The organism is Ruegeria sp. YTSC192 (assembly GCF_059609705.1).
In genome coordinates, this window is record NZ_JBXWMG010000015.1 from 37,146 (window position 1) to 51,334 (window position 14,189).

A 14,189-nucleotide genomic window follows, 5' to 3' on the forward strand; every position below is an offset into this window, starting at 1 on the left:
TTATGGCAGCGTGACATCGACCCACACCAGCCGGTGACGACTGGCGCGTTGGGCGGTCTCGCGCATCGGATTCTGAGGCTCAGGCCAGAACACGCCTGAATCGATGACCTGCAGGTCGGCTGAGGGCAGGACGTAGTCCACCCTCAGTTCTCCGACGGCTTTCCAGTTTACAGTTGCGACGTCGCCAGCTGAGGATTTGGGCTGGGGGTCCTGCAGGCGTGGGTTGGAGAGAAGTGCGGCGATTGTCTCGGTGCGTCCGTCGCTTTCGCTGGGGTCCAGATTGGCGTCACCTGCGATGACAAAAGGGCCATCCGGAACGGGGCCTAGCCGCCCGTCCAGCAGCAGGGACCAGAACCGGATTTCATCGCGATTGCGCAGGCCGTTGCGGTCCTCTGGCCCATCGAAGACCGGCGGAGTGGCGTGAAAGGTCATCAGATTAAGATGACCAAAAGGCGTGGTGACGGGAACCACCCAATGCCCGGTCGAAGACAATCGCTGTACCGCTTGCGCCTGCGCGGACGGGTAGGGCGCGCCATCCATGACCGGCAATTCGGCGCCCGGAAGCCCTGACCACAACAGAAGCGAAAAATCCTGCGCCTCGTCCTGTGCGATCTCATAGCGGGACAGAACGGCCAGCCCGCCATGGCCCGTGAACAAGCCCCAGCCCTGCGAGTCGCCTGGCCCTTGGGTGCGTCCGTCGCCGTCCAGATCCAGCCCGCTGTCTATCCCGGTATTAGGCTGCGCAGCAAAAAGGTGGGGATAGTCCAGCCCCGCCGCGCGCAGCGCGTCGGTCAAAGCGGTCAGCGCCAGACCGTCCATATCCCAGTCGATCCCCTGCAATGCCAGAACGTCAGGCTGGACCGCTACAAGGACATCAATAACGGCCTGAACCTGCGCGTCATCGCGCTGAATATCGCGCAGCAGCAGCCCGGGACCTTTGCGGCTGAGTTCGGTGTTATAGGTGGCAACGCGCACAGTCTCTGCCTGTGCGGCCAGAGGCAGCATCAGCAGGATCAGGGCACGGATCATGCGGTCTGGGTGGACTCGGTCGTGGAATAGGCGCGGCGTTTTTCGACGATCAGCCCGGCAATCCGCAGGGTCGCCATGCCGCGCATGATCATGCTTGCAGGCAGGAAGGCCCAGGCGCACATGGTCCAGATCAGGGTCTGAGGGTTGCTCAGCGAGATCGGCAGCAAGATATTTGTCAGCAGCTTCATCACCGCCGGGATCAGGAAGGGCAACAGGATACCAATGCAGATATTCAAACGCCCGTCGCGTTGCAGGCGTGTGACCACGTCACCGCCCTTGGTGGGGTCGAACAGAGGCAGGTTCGTCCAAACATTGAACGCCCCGTTCCCGGTCGGCCAGCCACGCAGTTTCACCGCATAGGCAAAGCTGGCGATGGTCACCAGTGCAGCCATATAGGCCATGCTGGCGGCGATGCGAACAAGCTCAACCAGCGGCTGGGCGGCATCTGCGGGCAGCATCAGTACGATCAGGCGGACCGGCGAGTAGGGGAAATCCACCACATTCGCGACGGACATGCCCATCGCATAGGAAAAGCGGGTCATTTCGGTCGGCGCATAGGCGTTTTTGCAGATCAGCGTCAGGAACGTGACCATCGACATCAGGCCAACGAACCGCAAACGGTTCACCGGAGGCGCATCACGGAATTCGATAAAACTGGGGAAGGCCGAGTTGTATTCGGCGAAGGTCAGAATGAACGCGAGAATCGCGAGGAAGACAACCACCTCGGTCCCGTTCGTCGATGAAACTGGCAGGTACAACGCGGGGGTCAAAATCATGACCGCAACCAAAATCCCACGTATCGCCGCGCCTGTCGTGCGTGCAATCACTATCCGAACCCTTTTTCAAACCGGAACCAGCCAATTCTGTGTCGGCTTCATTCCAACTTGTGCCCGTCGCCTGCTTTTTTTGACGGTTACCTCTTTCGATCCAACATGGACGACAAGCGGTATTTCGCTCAAGCCAGGGTGCAGATAACACGTGATTTCGGGCAAAATGATGGCGCAACTGGTGCGGGATTGCATCATTTTCGACGCAAATTCGGCGTGTATCTCATAATGAGACCTAGATGTTGTGGTTGTCGAATATGCAACCCCAAGAACGCGAACGGGGCCGCGATTGCGACCCCGTCCGGTTGAGTATCCACAGAATCATCCCCGGAATCACACCCAGGGGCGCGCCTGACCTGCGTGATCTTCGAATTTGTCGATGTGATGGTCTTTCTCCATCGTCAGGCCGATATCATCCAGACCGTTCAGCAGGCAGTGTTTGCGATGGGGATCGACGTCGAAAGTAATCTCGACACCATCCGAGGTGGTGATCTTCTGGTCTTCCAGATGCACTGTCATGCGGGCGTTTTCACCCTTATGCGCGTCATCCATCAGAATCGCATGGTGTTCTTCTGCAACCACGATGGGCAGGATGCCGTTTTTGAAGCAGTTGTTGAAGAAGATGTCGGCAAAGCTGGTCGAGATTACGACCTTGATGCCGAAATCCTTGATCGCCCAAGGTGCGTGTTCGCGCGAGGACCCGCAGCCGAAATTGTCACCGGCCACCAGAATCTCGGTCTGGCGATAGGCGGGTTTGTTCAGGACGAACTCTTCGTTCTCCTGCCCGTCATCGTGATAGCGCATCTCGTCAAACAGAACGACGCCAAGGCCGGACCGTTTGATGGTCTTCAAGTGAACTTTGGGGATGATCATATCGGTGTCGATATTGATCAGTGGCATTGGGGCGGCCACCCCGTGGACTTTGTCAAACTTTTCCATGTCTACACTCCTGCGGGGTAGGGCCGCGCCCGTGCCTCGCGTTTAAGCTTCTTTTGTTTCGCCTTTGGGTGCGTTCTTGACGAAGAACGCCATGAAGACCAATCCGAACCCGTTGAACAGCATCTCGATGCCCAGGAAGATCCCCAGAATGCTCAGCAGAGCGGCGGGTTCCTGCCCGACATAGCTCCAGATGATGCCTGCCAGAATGATCGACAAGATCCCCGAGATCATCGTGGGCCAGAAAAACTGCGTTCCCTTCATCTGGAACGACAGAATCACCCGCGCGATGCCACCCGCCATGAACAGAATCAGCATCACGGTCGCCAGCGTCAGCGTGCCCTGCAGCGGGTGATCCAGAAAGGACCAGCCCAGAAACAGCATGACCGCACCCATGATGAGTGACAGGATCTTGTTGCCAACGCCTTCAACCGTGAAGCCGCCAACAACCTGCAGCACCCCCGAGATCAGTAGCAACACACCGGTTACCACCGTCACGGCGACAGATGCCACAACAGGTGCACCCAGCACAAAAATGCCGAACGCAATGGATAGAAGCCCCAGCAGGAGCCATTTGATCCAGTCACTCATTTGTTCAATCCCTCAAATATCTAGATATGAGGGGACCTTACATCAATTCACGGACGTCTGTCAGCCGTCCTGTGATTGCCGCAGCGGCAGCCATCGCCGGGCTGAGCAGGTGAGTCCGCCCGCCACGTCCCTGACGGCCTTCGAAATTGCGGTTCGAGGTCGCGGCGCAGCGCTCGCCCGGCTGCAGCTGGTCGGGATTCATTGCCAGACACATCGAACATCCCGCCAGTCGCCATTCGAACCCGGCCTCTTTGAAAATCTCGGCCAGACCTTCTTCTTCGGCCTGAGCGCGAACAAGGCCCGAGCCCGGCACGACCATGGCGCGCATGCCGTCCTTGATCTTCTTGCCCTTCAGGATTTCCGCAGCGGCGCGCAGGTCTTCGATGCGGCCATTGGTGCAGGATCCGATAAAGACGGTGTCGACCTCGACATCGCTCAGCTTTTGACCGGCTTCCAGACCCATATATTCGATCGAACGGCGGGCCGCGTCGACCTTGCCGCCTTCGAAATCTTCAGGGTTCGGAACGGTCGCGGTGATCGGCAGCACGTCCTCGGGGCTGGTGCCCCATGTGACGACCGGCGCGATATCTTCGCCGCGCAAGGTGATGACCTTGTCGAAATGCGCATCTTCATCGGTGTAAAGCGTTTTCCACCAGTCCAGCGCTGCCTCCCACTGAGCGCCTTTCGGAGCATGCGGGCGACCTTTGACATACTCAAAGGTGGTCTCGTCCGGTGCGATCAGGCCAGCGCGCGCGCCGCCTTCGATCGCCATATTGCAGACGGTCATGCGGCCTTCCATCGACAGATCGCGGATCGCTTCGCCGCAATATTCGATGACATAGCCGGTGCCGCCTGCAGTGCCGGTCTCACCGATCACGGCCAGAGTGATGTCCTTGGCGGTCACGCCCGGCTGCAATTTGCCGGTAATCTCGACCTTCATGTTCTTGGACTTCTTCTGGATCAGGGTCTGGGTGGCCAGAACGTGTTCAACCTCAGACGTACCGATGCCGTGGGCCAATGCACCAAACGCACCGTGGGTGGCGGTGTGGCTGTCACCACAAACAACGGTCATGCCGGGCAGAGTCCAGCCTTGCTCGGGGCCGACGATGTGGACGATGCCCTGACGGACGTCGTGCACCGGGTAGTAGTGAATGCCGAAGTCCTTGGCGTTCTTGTCCAGCGCTTCGACCTGAATACGCGATTCGGGGTTTTCGATCCCGTTCACCCGGTCCGGCGTGGTCGGAACGTTGTGGTCCGGCACGGCGATGGTCTTTTCCGGTGCGCGCACCTTGCGGCCGGCCATGCGCAGGCCTTCGAACGCCTGCGGGCTGGTGACTTCGTGCACCAGATGGCGGTCGATATAAAGCAGGCAGGTTCCATCATCGGCTTCATGCGCGACATGGGCATCCCAGATCTTGTCATAGAGTGTTTTGGGGGACATCGGTCCTCTCCCGTATGTAATGAGAAATGGCTGGCGAGGTGGCTTAGACCGCCGATAGGCGGGCCAGAACCGTGCGGGCAGCCCCATAGAACCGTTCGCGCAACCGCGCGCGGTCTTCCAGATTCTGTTCTTGGGCTACATTGAGTCTCATGTTCCGGTCAGATATAGACACTGGCCGAGTCTATCAAGGTCTTGTAAAGCGCCCAGATGCCATCAGGGCACATTCGTGCGAGGCATCAGGCGTGCTTCATTGAAATGTCATGGGTCGCTTGCTACCTTGGATCTACCCTGCGCCGGGTGTTACGGCGCGCAGCAAAGGAGGACTATGTCCTGTCTCTACATACCCAGGCGGGTTTGCCCGCCGATGACGGGGCCGGTGTAATGGCCCACTCTCAGTCAATCAGCGACAAGCTGCTTGCGCGTATCCTTTCCTCACTTTCCGATGACAAGGCCGAAGATGTCGTGCAGATCAACCTGCAAGGTAAGTCTTCTGTTGCGGATCACATGGTGATTGCCTCGGGTCGGTCGACCCGTCAGGTCGCAGCCATGGCGGAAAAGCTGACGGATCGCATCAAGCAGGAATTCGGTTTCACCTCGAAGGTCGAAGGCAAGGATGCCGGCGACTGGGTGTTGATCGATACGGGCGATGTGATCGTCCATATCTTCCGCCCCGAAGTGCGTGAATTCTACCAGCTGGAAAAGATGTGGCAGCCTGCGGGCGGCAGCGCTTCGGCCAACTGAGGCGCCATCCCGGCCTTTATTAAAAGGCCGGAGGCGAGAGAGATATGCGTATCAGCATAGTTGCGGTCGGGCGATTGCGCGCCGGACCCGAGAAAACCCTGCTTGACGATTACCTGACCCGCTTCGACCGCACCGGCCGTGGCCTGGGCCTTGGTCCTGCGCGGGTGATCGAGGTTGAAGACAAGAAAAACGCAGGCATGGGCGCCGAGGTCGGGTTGCTGCGCAAGGCGCTGCCCAAAGGCGCAGTGATCTGCACGCTGGATGAGCGCGGACGGCTGATGTCCTCACCGGATTTTGCCCAAAAGCTGGGGAATTGGCGCGACGCCGGGCGGCAGGATCTGGCGCTGATCATCGGCGGAGCTGACGGAATTGACCCGTCACTGCGCGCCGAGGCGGATTTTTCCATCTCATTCGGGTCCATGGTCTGGCCCCACATGCTGGTCCGTGCGATGCTGGCCGAGCAACTGTATCGGGCTGCAACCATCCTGTCGGGCGGCCCCTATCACAGGGTTTGAAACGGGTCTGACATGGCGCAGCTTCTGATTGTCTATCATTCGCGCACCGGCGGTGCCCGGCAAATGGCCGAAGCGGCTGCTGAGGCGGGTAGGGATGAGGCAGATATCGTCCTGAAAAGCGCAGATCAGGCCGGACCAGAAGACCTGCTGGCCGCTGATGGTTACATTTTCTGCGCCCCAGAAAACCTCGCCGCGATTTCGGGTCTGATGAAAGAGTTCTTCGATCGCAGCTACTATCCCGTTTTGGGCCGGATCGAAGGTCGTCCTTATGCTCAGATGGTGTGTGCTGGGTCTGACGGAGAGAATGCGGCGCGACAAACCGCCCGCATCGCCACCGGCTGGCGGTTGAAAGAAGTGCAGCCGCCCTTGATCATCTGCACCCATGCTCAATCGCCTGAGGCGATATTGGCCGAGAAAACAATCCCCGAAGACCAGCTGGATCAATGCCGCGAGACCGGCGCAGCTATGGCAGCTGGGCTGGGCCTCGGGGTGTTCTAAAGGGTCGCAGGTTTAACCCGAAACGCTGTGAACCTCAGTTCAGGTTGATGATCGTGGTGTCTTCGCTCCAACCCCCGACATTGTCGCGGGCCTGAATCTGCACCTGCGTGGTACCTTCGGGAATCGAAACGCCGCTCAGCGAGCGGGTGAAGGGCTGTTCGTCCACATGCGGGTGATGCAACACGCGCATGCCAAGTTCGGCCCCGTCTATGTCCAGAACACGCCAGCCGTCGGCGTAGTCATCCCACCCGGTATCCGGATGCCGGATCGTCACGTCAAAGCGCCACGTGTCGCCGCTCTGGCGGGCCGAGACCTTTTCTATTGTGGGCGGATCGGCCAAGACGGGCGTGGCAAGGAAAGCGGTCAGAATCAGGTAGCGCATGGTCGGATCCTAAGGAATTGGTTGCGAAATAGGGATCACGTCTTGGTGTCAGGGGGCAAGGTCAGAAGCACCGAGCGGGAATGTGAGGCGAACTCACGCCGGTAGAGGACGCCGAAGGTGATCAGGGTGCCTATGATCAACGCGAGGGGGCCAAGAAACCACGCGAGCGAGGCAAGCGCGAAATAGGTGGCCCTGAGCGCGCGGTTGAAGCTGCGGGCGGCAGTCACGCAGATCTCGGCGGCTTGCGCGGCGCGCGGATAGGCTTGCGGGTCATCGGGATCATTCGGCACGGCCGCCATCAGAACGGCGCAGTAGCCGAACAAGCGGTGCGCCCAGACGTACTTTAGAAACGCGTTTGCCAGAAACAGGATCACGACGAGGATCTTGATCTCCCACACCAATGCAGGGGCGCTGCCGATGGCCAGATCGCTGGCAACGCCTGCCAGTTGCTCGGTATTGCCCAGCAAGGCCAGCCCCCCGCCAATGGCGATCATCGTGGTTGAGGCGAAGAAGGTGCTGCCCTGCCGCATCGCCGCAACAACCTGCGCGTCGAACATACGGGGCTGGCGGGTGACCATCTCGTGCATCCAACCGCGGCGGAAGTCGTCCATCATCATCGCAACGGACAGTTTGCCCGGCGATGGGTGTTCGATCTTCCAGCCGATCCATTGCCAGGCTGCCATCAAAAGAAAAACGGCAGCATAGTCCAGCGTCGAAAACATAAGCGCGCGATCAATCCAGGTCATGGCGCGACAGTAGGGTCAGATCATAAAACTTGCCAGACGGAGAAATTGGTAATATTATTTTACCAAATTGGAGGATCAGCCATGGAAATGCCCCAGCCAAATCCTGACGTGCTTGCCCGAAAGCAGGCCGTTCTGGCGCGATTGCTGCGGGTTTTGCCCGAGGACGCGGTGATTCACGACCCGTCGGAAACGCGGGCCTATGAGTGTGACGCGCTGACCGCGTATCGTTGCCCGCCCATGCTGGCGGTGCTGCCTTCAACCACGCAGGAGGTCTCGGACGTCTTGCGCATTTGCCATGAAGCGAGCGTGCCGGTGGTCCCGCGCGGCTCGGGGACTTCGTTGGCCGGCGGGGCGCTGCCAACGGCGGATTGTGTGATCCTTGGTGTGGCACGCATGAATGATGTGCTGGAGACGGACTATGACAACCGCTTCATCCGCGTTCAGACCGGCCGCACCAATCTCAGCGTGACCGGCGCGGTGGAGGAGGAGGATTTCTTCTACGCCCCCGACCCATCCTCCCAGTTGGCTTGCGCAATTGCGGGGAACATCGCGATGAACTCGGGCGGGGCGCATTGTCTGAAATACGGGGTAACCACCAACAACCTGTTGGGTGTGACCATGGTGATGATGGATGGCAGCGTGGTCGAGATCGGCGGCGCACATCTGGACTCCGGCGGTCTGGACCTGTTGGGGGTTATCTGCGGCTCGGAAGGGCAGCTTGGCGTCGTGACCGAGGCGACGCTGCGCATCCTGCGCAAGCCCGAAGGCGCGCGGCCTGTTTTGATGGGGTTCGATGACAATGAGGTGGCCGGTCAATGCGTCTCGGACATCATCAAGTCTGGCATCCTGCCGGTTGCGATCGAGTTCATGGATACGCTTTGTATCAAGGCGTGTGAGAACTTCGCCCATGCCGGGTACCCCGATTGCCACGCGCTGCTGATTGTCGAGGTTGAAGGCTCGGATGCCGAGATCGACCATCAGCTGTCGAAGATCGTCGAAATCGCCAAGCGCCACAATCCGGTGGAGCTGCGCGAAAGCCAGTCGGCTGAAGAAAGTGCCAGGATCTGGTTGGGTCGAAAATCGGCCTTTGGCGCGATGGGGCAGATGAACGATTACATGTGCTTGGACGGCACGATCCCTGTCTCGGCGCTGCCACAGGTTCTGCGCCGGATCGGAGAGTTGAGCGAGGATTACGGTCTGCCCGTCGGCAACGTTTTCCACGCGGGCGACGGCAATATGCACCCGCTGATCCTGTTTGATGCCAACAAGCCGGGCGATCTAGAGAAATGCGAGGCATTTGGTGCCGATATCCTGAAGCTCTGCGTGGATGTGGGCGGCTGCCTGACCGGAGAGCACGGGGTGGGCATCGAAAAGCGAGATCTGATGTCGCATCAATATAGCGCGGCCGATCTTGAGGCGCAGATGGCGGTGAAGGATGTGTTCGACCCGCAGTGGCTGCTGAACCCGGCCAAGGTGTTTCCGTTGGACGTGTCTCAGGCGCGGCGGATGGCTGCGGAATAGGGGGCTCTGCCCCCATCCCCCCGAGGTATTTTGGAACAGAAGAAGTGTCATGAGACCTGAGACAGAAACGGAACTGGCTGAGATCGTGGCCGGGTTGCAGGGGCCGGTGCGAATTGCAGGTGGCGGGACGCGCGGGGTGGATGGCCCGGGGGCGGTTTTGAATGTGGATGGGTTGCGTGGGATATCGCTTTATGAACCCGGCGCGCTGACTTTGGTGGCGCAGGCGGGAACCCCTGTGGCTGAGATTGACGCCGCGTTGGAGGCCGAAGGTCAGCAACTGGCGTTCGAACCTGCGGACTATCGCGCGCTGCTGGGCACCTCGGGTGAGCCGACGATTGGCGGGGTTGTTGCCGCCAATATTTCGGGGCCGCGGCGAGTGCAAGCCGGGGCGTGTCGGGATTTTCTGCTGGGCGTGCGCTATGTCGACGGACAAGGGCAGGTCGTCAAGAATGGTGGGCGGGTGATGAAGAATGTCACCGGCTATGATCTGGTCAAGCTGATGGCGGGCTCCTGGGGGACGCTGGGGGTGCTGACCGAAGTGTCGTTGAAAGTGTTGCCGAAACACGAAGCGGTCGTGACCCTGGGCGTGCCGGTTGCCCATGCCACGGGCGCGGTTGAGGTTCTGTCTGCCGCATTAAGGTCGCCTTATGAGGTGAGCGGGGCTGCCTTTGCCCCCGAAACTGGTCAGGCATTGCTGCGGCTTGAAGGCTTTGAGGATTCGGTTGCGTATCGTGTCGAGCGTTTGCAGGACGTGCTGTCGGGGTTCGGCGAGGTAGCCGTTGTTGAGGATTCAGATGCCACGTGGCGCGCCATCCGGGACGTGACCCCCTTCGCGGGGAAAGAGGGCGATGTCTGGCGTATCTCGGTCAAGCCCAGCGATGTGCCGGAAATCACTGCGCGGCTTGAGGCCAATAAACTCCTGCTTGATTGGGGCGGCGGTCTCATCTGGGCGTTGGTGGATGAGGGTACCGATGTTCGCGCGCGGCTTGGTGGTTTTCAGGGCCATGCCTCAATCGTGCGGGCGAAACCCGAGACCGTTCACGCGCTGGGCCGGTTTCAGCCGGAACCCGCGCCGGTTGCGGCCCTCAGCCACGGTTTGCGGCAGCGGTTCGACCCAAAAGCCCTGTTTAATCCGGGATTGATGGGGTAGGCCGATGCAGACGACTTTTACCGAAGAACAGCTGCAGGACCCAGGCATTCAGCGCGCGAACGAGATCCTGCGCAGTTGTGTTCATTGCGGGTTTTGCACCGCCACATGCCCCACCTATCAGGTGCTGGGTGATGAATTGGACAGCCCGCGCGGCCGTATCTACCTGATCAAGGATATGCTTGAGAATGAGCGTGTACCGGACGAGAAGACGGTCAAACATATCGACCGGTGCCTGTCCTGTCTGGCCTGCATGACGACCTGCCCGTCAGGCGTGCATTACATGCATCTGGTTGATCACGCGCGCGAGTATATTGAAAACAACTACAAGCGCCCATTGTCTGATCGTGTGCTGCGCTGGGTTCTGGCGCAGATATTGCCTTATCCGATGCGATTTCGCTGGGCCTTGATCGGGGCCAAGCTGGGGCGCCCGTTCCGATTTCTGATGCCGGATGCCCGGTTGCGGGCGATGCTGGACATGGCGCCGAAACACATCCCTCCGGTCAGTCGCAACGACGACCCGCAGAGCTTTGCGCCCAAAACGCCGCGCAAAAAGCGTGTGGCCTTGATGACGGGCTGCGCGCAAAAGGCTTTGAATACCGATATCAACGACGCCACGATCCGCCTGCTGACCCGGTTGGGGTGTGAGGTGGTGGTGGCCGAAGGGGCCGGATGCTGTGGTGCGCTGACCCATCACATGGGCAAAAGCAAGCAGAGCCACGCGGCGGCGGCGCGCAATATTCGTGCTTGGGTGCGTGAGATGGATGGGGATGGGCTGGACGCCATCGTCATCAACACCTCGGGCTGTGGGACGACGGTCAAGGACTACGGGCACATGTTCCGAAATGACCCTCTGGCGCAGGACGCGGCGCGGGTGTCGGCCCTTGCGATGGATATCAGCGAGGTCCTGATGCAATTGGACCTGCCCGAGCAATCGGATCAAGGGCTGACTGTGGCTTATCACGCGGCCTGTTCGCTGCAACATGGGCAACAGATAAAGATCTACCCGAAGGATCTGCTGAAACGCGCCGGATTTACGGTGGTCGAACCTGCTGACAGCCACCTGTGTTGCGGCAGTGCGGGCACGTATAACTTGATGCAGCCCGAGATTTCGGGCCAGCTGAAGCAGCGCAAGGTGCGAACGCTTGAGGCGAAAAAGCCCGATCTGATTGCGGCGGGAAATATCGGCTGCATGATGCAGATCGGATCGGGAACCGAGCTGCCGATCGTCCACACGGTCGAGCTGCTGGATTGGGCCACCGGAGGTCCGAAACCTCGTGGTTTGCAGGCGGGTAGGGCGACTTCCGAGGTGCCTATTTTGCGCTAGGCAGCGATGATGCGCCTTGGCATCAGTTGAACAGGAAATTTCCGCCAAGTCGACCTGCCCTATTTTCGCCCAACGCAGCCCATAGAACAGTTGACCGGAACGGATAGCCGGAGAACCGCGTGCGCAACTGGATCAGGGCCATCGTGCTGAGTGTGCTGCCAATGGCTGCCTCGGCGCAGGATACCGGGCTGAAAAGCCTTGAGACGTCTGATTCCGGGCGGCAATGGATGGCCGTGGGGCGGCTGGATATTGACGGCACCGGGTTTTGTACCGGCGCGTTGATCTCACCCACTCTGGTGCTGACCGCCGCGCATTGCCTGTTCGAAAAACACACCAAAAAGCGAATCGACCCGTCTCGGATCGAGTTTCTGGCGGGTTGGCGACGTGGGAGCGCCTCGGCTTATCGTCCGGCGCGGCAGGCGGTGATTCATCCGAAATATGTCTATAATGGCAGGGCCACCAGCGATCGTGTCCGCTATGATCTGGCGTTGATCGAGTTATGGCAGCCGGTCCGAAATACCACCGTTATTCCTTTTGAAACCGGCGCGCGCCCAGACCAAGGCGAGCAAGTGGGTGTCGTGTCCTACGCACATGACCGGGCCGAGGCCCCGTCGCTGCAGCAGGTTTGTTCGGTCATGGCCGGGCATCGGGGTGTTCTGGTGATGTCCTGCGACGTTGATTTCGGGGCCTCTGGCGCGCCGATTTTCTCTCTGAGTGGTGAGCGTCCGCGTATCGTGTCTGTGGTGTCGGCCAAAGCCGAGCTTAACGGGGAAAACGTTTCGCTGGGTACCGCGCTGGATGGATCGTTACAACTGCTGCAGGCGGAACTGTCCAATGGAAATGGGTTTGGCCTGTCTTCGGGCAGCACCGGGTCTGGCAAGAATGTCGGAGCAAGGTTTATCCGGCCATGAAACGCGTCTTCGCACTTCTCATCTTGTGCGCCTCTTTGGTGACCACGGCGGCGCAGGCCCAAAGCAACAAACGCACGCTGACGGATCGCGATGACCTCTACGGGTGGGAGGCGATCGGCCGCCTGGATGTCGGCAAGCGGTCCTTTTGCACAGGAACGCTGATTGCGCAGGACATGGTGCTGACAGCCGCCCATTGTGCCTTGGACAAACGCACCGGACTGGCCTATGAGCCGGGCGAGGTGACATTCCGCGCTGGGCTGAGCAATGGCGTCGCCCTGGCCGAGCGCAAGGTGGTCCAGATTGCCACGCTTCCAAGCTATGGGGCCAATGATCCTTTGTCGTCTCAAGGTGTGCGCGAAGATGTGGCGCTGATGCGACTGGATGAGCCGATCCCTTATTCGATTGCCGATCCTTTTGTTCTGTATCAGGGGCCCGTCATCGGCTCGGAACTCAGCGTTGCCTCGTACGGGCGCGGCCGGTCCGAGGCCATAACGCGCGAAAAATCCTGTCGAATCCTGGATCGGCGAGACGGGCTGATCACCTTTGATTGCGACGTCACCTTTGGCTCATCGGGGTCGGCTGTTCTGACCAAAAACGGGTCGCGCTGGCAGATTTTGTCGGTTGTCTCCGCTATTGGCGAGAGTGGGGGGCGCAAGATCGGCTTTGGGATGGAACTGTCTCCGGTCGTCTCCGAACTCAAGGCGATCATGCGGCGGGATGCACCCCAACCCAAAGCCAAGATCCGCAGATTGCAGGTGGGTTCGGGCAAGTCCGGGTCAGGTGCGAAATTCATCAGCTCGGGCGGGGGTTGAACTTATCCAAATCGTTACCCATGTGATTTGTATCGGATCGCCACAACGGGGTCCGGTATCACCCAAGGCCCGTCCGGATCGGAGGGCTGAATATCGTAAATCGCTCGAGGATGAGGATAACGACCCATGCGTACATTTGATTTTGCACCGCTGCACCGCGCCACCATTGGTTTCGACCAGATCGCCGACATGATGGACCGCGTTCTGACCAACGACGTGGCACAGCCCAGCTATCCCCCATACAACATCGAAAAAACCGACGCCGACACCTATCGGATTTCCGTCGCTGTCGCCGGTTTTTCCGAAGAAGACCTGTCCGTTGAAGTGAAGGAAAACGCACTGATCGTGGCAGGCAAGAAAGCCGCTGAGGATAAGGACCGCAGCTATCTGCACCGCGGTATCGCCACCCGTGCGTTTGAGCGCCGCTTTGCCCTGGCCGACCATGTTCGCGTGACAGGTGCCAGCCATGAGAACGGCATGCTGAACATTGATCTCAAGCGCGAAGTGCCCGAAGCGCTGAAGCCGCGCCGGATCCAGATTTCCTCGGGCAAGGCCATCGAAAAAGATGTGGTTGATGCCAAGGCCGTGAACTAACACGCCTTAAGTTCCTGCGGCGATCTCCTCCTCCCGGATTGCCGCAACACCCGCCCCGCGTTCCTCCAGACGCGGGGCGTTGTTTTTTGGCGGTCCTTGAGGGAACCGCTCCCTGATCAACCGCGTGGCTTTCCTGTTCCGATCCCCTTATAAGTGGATGAAAAGACCAAG

At 59.8% G+C, this 14,189-nt stretch carries 17 protein-coding genes; 9 read left to right on the top strand and 8 right to left on the bottom strand.

Annotated features, from left to right (window positions below; all coding sequences use genetic code 11):
* The 6 genes from AC2FD8_RS18285 to AC2FD8_RS18310 all read right to left on the bottom strand — a co-directional run bounded on the left by AC2FD8_RS18285 (window position 1) and on the right by AC2FD8_RS18310 (window position 4,975).
* Entirely contained in the window at window positions 1-1,029 is a 1,029-nt protein-coding gene (locus tag AC2FD8_RS18285) for an endonuclease/exonuclease/phosphatase family protein (protein ID WP_496858558.1), read from the bottom strand.
* Window positions 1,026-1,856 (bottom strand): hypothetical protein, encoded by an 831-nt coding sequence (locus AC2FD8_RS18290; protein WP_496858556.1) that lies wholly within the window; start codon window positions 1,854-1,856, stop codon window positions 1,026-1,028. The genes AC2FD8_RS18285 and AC2FD8_RS18290 overlap by 4 nt, the downstream gene beginning before the upstream one ends.
* Window positions 1,857-2,189: 333 nt before the next feature.
* Window positions 2,190-2,795, bottom strand: a complete 606-nt coding sequence (gene leuD / locus AC2FD8_RS18295; RefSeq protein ID WP_496858554.1) for a 3-isopropylmalate dehydratase small subunit — start codon at window positions 2,793-2,795, stop codon at window positions 2,190-2,192.
* Between the two features lie 42 nt (window positions 2,796-2,837).
* Window positions 2,838-3,383 carry an HdeD family acid-resistance protein gene (locus tag AC2FD8_RS18300; RefSeq protein ID WP_496858552.1) on the bottom strand — a complete coding sequence of 182 codons (546 nt, stop codon included), beginning with the start codon at window positions 3,381-3,383 and terminating at the stop codon, window positions 2,838-2,840.
* Between the two features lie 37 nt (window positions 3,384-3,420).
* On the bottom strand, window positions 3,421-4,824 hold the full coding sequence (leuC, locus tag AC2FD8_RS18305) for a 3-isopropylmalate dehydratase large subunit (protein ID WP_496858550.1): 1,404 nt from the start codon (window positions 4,822-4,824) through the stop codon (window positions 3,421-3,423).
* A gap of 43 nt (window positions 4,825-4,867) precedes the next feature.
* Entirely contained in the window at window positions 4,868-4,975 is a 108-nt protein-coding gene (locus AC2FD8_RS18310) for an isopropylmalate isomerase (protein WP_496858548.1), read from the bottom strand.
* Window positions 4,976-5,205: 230 nt separating this feature from the next.
* Between AC2FD8_RS18310 and rsfS the strand changes: the two genes are divergently transcribed.
* Genes rsfS through AC2FD8_RS18325 form a run of 3 tightly spaced genes read left to right on the top strand, consistent with a single transcriptional unit; the run spans window position 5,206 to window position 6,578 of the window.
* A complete protein-coding gene (rsfS, locus tag AC2FD8_RS18315; RefSeq protein ID WP_496858546.1) occupies window positions 5,206-5,565 on the top strand; it encodes a ribosome silencing factor in 360 nt (119 codons plus the stop codon).
* 44 nt (window positions 5,566-5,609) lie between these two features.
* Window positions 5,610-6,080, top strand: a complete 471-nt coding sequence (rlmH, locus tag AC2FD8_RS18320; protein ID WP_496858544.1) for a 23S rRNA (pseudouridine(1915)-N(3))-methyltransferase RlmH — start codon at window positions 5,610-5,612, stop codon at window positions 6,078-6,080.
* Window positions 6,081-6,092: 12 nt separating this feature from the next.
* Entirely contained in the window at window positions 6,093-6,578 is a 486-nt protein-coding gene (locus tag AC2FD8_RS18325) for a flavodoxin family protein (RefSeq protein ID WP_496858542.1), read from the top strand.
* Between the two features lie 34 nt (window positions 6,579-6,612).
* Here AC2FD8_RS18325 and AC2FD8_RS18330 read toward each other — a convergent pair whose 3' ends face one another.
* Both AC2FD8_RS18330 and AC2FD8_RS18335 read right to left on the bottom strand, forming a co-directional pair.
* The gene (locus AC2FD8_RS18330; RefSeq protein WP_496858540.1) at window positions 6,613-6,960 is read right to left on the bottom strand and encodes a hypothetical protein; all 348 of its coding nucleotides are present in this window, start codon (window positions 6,958-6,960) and stop codon (window positions 6,613-6,615) included.
* A 35-nt stretch (window positions 6,961-6,995) separates the two neighbouring features.
* Window positions 6,996-7,706, bottom strand: a complete 711-nt coding sequence (locus tag AC2FD8_RS18335) for a DUF599 domain-containing protein (protein ID WP_496858538.1) — start codon at window positions 7,704-7,706, stop codon at window positions 6,996-6,998.
* Window positions 7,707-7,787: 81 nt separating this feature from the next.
* Between AC2FD8_RS18335 and AC2FD8_RS18340 the strand changes: the two genes are divergently transcribed.
* From AC2FD8_RS18340 to AC2FD8_RS18365, 6 genes are all read left to right on the top strand, one after another.
* Window positions 7,788-9,227: an FAD-linked oxidase C-terminal domain-containing protein gene (locus AC2FD8_RS18340; protein WP_496858536.1), complete on the top strand. Its 1,440-nt coding sequence runs from the start codon at window positions 7,788-7,790 to the stop codon at window positions 9,225-9,227.
* A gap of 49 nt (window positions 9,228-9,276) precedes the next feature.
* Entirely contained in the window at window positions 9,277-10,377 is a 1,101-nt protein-coding gene (locus tag AC2FD8_RS18345) for an FAD-binding protein (protein ID WP_496858535.1), read from the top strand.
* Window positions 10,378-10,381: 4 nt separating this feature from the next.
* On the top strand, window positions 10,382-11,701 hold the full coding sequence (gene glcF, locus AC2FD8_RS18350; RefSeq protein ID WP_496858533.1) for a glycolate oxidase subunit GlcF: 1,320 nt from the start codon (window positions 10,382-10,384) through the stop codon (window positions 11,699-11,701).
* A gap of 119 nt (window positions 11,702-11,820) precedes the next feature.
* Window positions 11,821-12,612 carry a trypsin-like serine peptidase gene (locus AC2FD8_RS18355; protein WP_496858531.1) on the top strand — a complete coding sequence of 264 codons (792 nt, stop codon included), beginning with the start codon at window positions 11,821-11,823 and terminating at the stop codon, window positions 12,610-12,612.
* Entirely contained in the window at window positions 12,609-13,424 is an 816-nt protein-coding gene (locus AC2FD8_RS18360) for a trypsin-like serine peptidase (RefSeq protein ID WP_496858529.1), read from the top strand. Before AC2FD8_RS18355 ends, AC2FD8_RS18360 begins: the two co-directional genes overlap by 4 nt.
* A 126-nt stretch (window positions 13,425-13,550) precedes the next feature.
* Window positions 13,551-14,018, top strand: a complete 468-nt coding sequence (locus AC2FD8_RS18365; protein WP_170459373.1) for an Hsp20 family protein — start codon at window positions 13,551-13,553, stop codon at window positions 14,016-14,018.
* The last annotated feature ends 171 nt before the right edge of the window (window positions 14,019-14,189 follow it).

What these genes read in the sequence shown, in the direction of transcription:
- glcF (WP_496858533.1), top strand. Translation starts at nt 10,382, where the DNA reads ATGCAGACGACTTTTACCGAAGAACAGCTGCAGGACCCAGGCATTCAG.
- leuD (WP_496858554.1), bottom strand. Translation starts at nt 2,795, where the DNA reads ATGGAAAAGTTTGACAAAGTCCACGGGGTGGCCGCCCCAATGCCACTG.
- rlmH (WP_496858544.1), top strand. Translation starts at nt 5,610, where the DNA reads ATGCGTATCAGCATAGTTGCGGTCGGGCGATTGCGCGCCGGACCCGAG.
- AC2FD8_RS18340 (WP_496858536.1), top strand. Translation starts at nt 7,788, where the DNA reads ATGGAAATGCCCCAGCCAAATCCTGACGTGCTTGCCCGAAAGCAGGCC.
- AC2FD8_RS18360 (WP_496858529.1), top strand. Translation starts at nt 12,609, where the DNA reads ATGAAACGCGTCTTCGCACTTCTCATCTTGTGCGCCTCTTTGGTGACC.
- rsfS (WP_496858546.1), top strand. Translation starts at nt 5,206, where the DNA reads ATGGCCCACTCTCAGTCAATCAGCGACAAGCTGCTTGCGCGTATCCTT.
- AC2FD8_RS18325 (WP_496858542.1), top strand. Translation starts at nt 6,093, where the DNA reads ATGGCGCAGCTTCTGATTGTCTATCATTCGCGCACCGGCGGTGCCCGG.
- AC2FD8_RS18310 (WP_496858548.1), bottom strand. Translation starts at nt 4,975, where the DNA reads ATGAGACTCAATGTAGCCCAAGAACAGAATCTGGAAGACCGCGCGCGG.
- AC2FD8_RS18345 (WP_496858535.1), top strand. Translation starts at nt 9,277, where the DNA reads ATGAGACCTGAGACAGAAACGGAACTGGCTGAGATCGTGGCCGGGTTG.
- AC2FD8_RS18285 (WP_496858558.1), bottom strand. Translation starts at nt 1,029, where the DNA reads ATGATCCGTGCCCTGATCCTGCTGATGCTGCCTCTGGCCGCACAGGCA.
- AC2FD8_RS18365 (WP_170459373.1), top strand. Translation starts at nt 13,551, where the DNA reads ATGCGTACATTTGATTTTGCACCGCTGCACCGCGCCACCATTGGTTTC.
- AC2FD8_RS18300 (WP_496858552.1), bottom strand. Translation starts at nt 3,383, where the DNA reads ATGAGTGACTGGATCAAATGGCTCCTGCTGGGGCTTCTATCCATTGCG.
- AC2FD8_RS18335 (WP_496858538.1), bottom strand. Translation starts at nt 7,706, where the DNA reads ATGACCTGGATTGATCGCGCGCTTATGTTTTCGACGCTGGACTATGCT.
- leuC (WP_496858550.1), bottom strand. Translation starts at nt 4,824, where the DNA reads ATGTCCCCCAAAACACTCTATGACAAGATCTGGGATGCCCATGTCGCG.
- AC2FD8_RS18330 (WP_496858540.1), bottom strand. Translation starts at nt 6,960, where the DNA reads ATGCGCTACCTGATTCTGACCGCTTTCCTTGCCACGCCCGTCTTGGCC.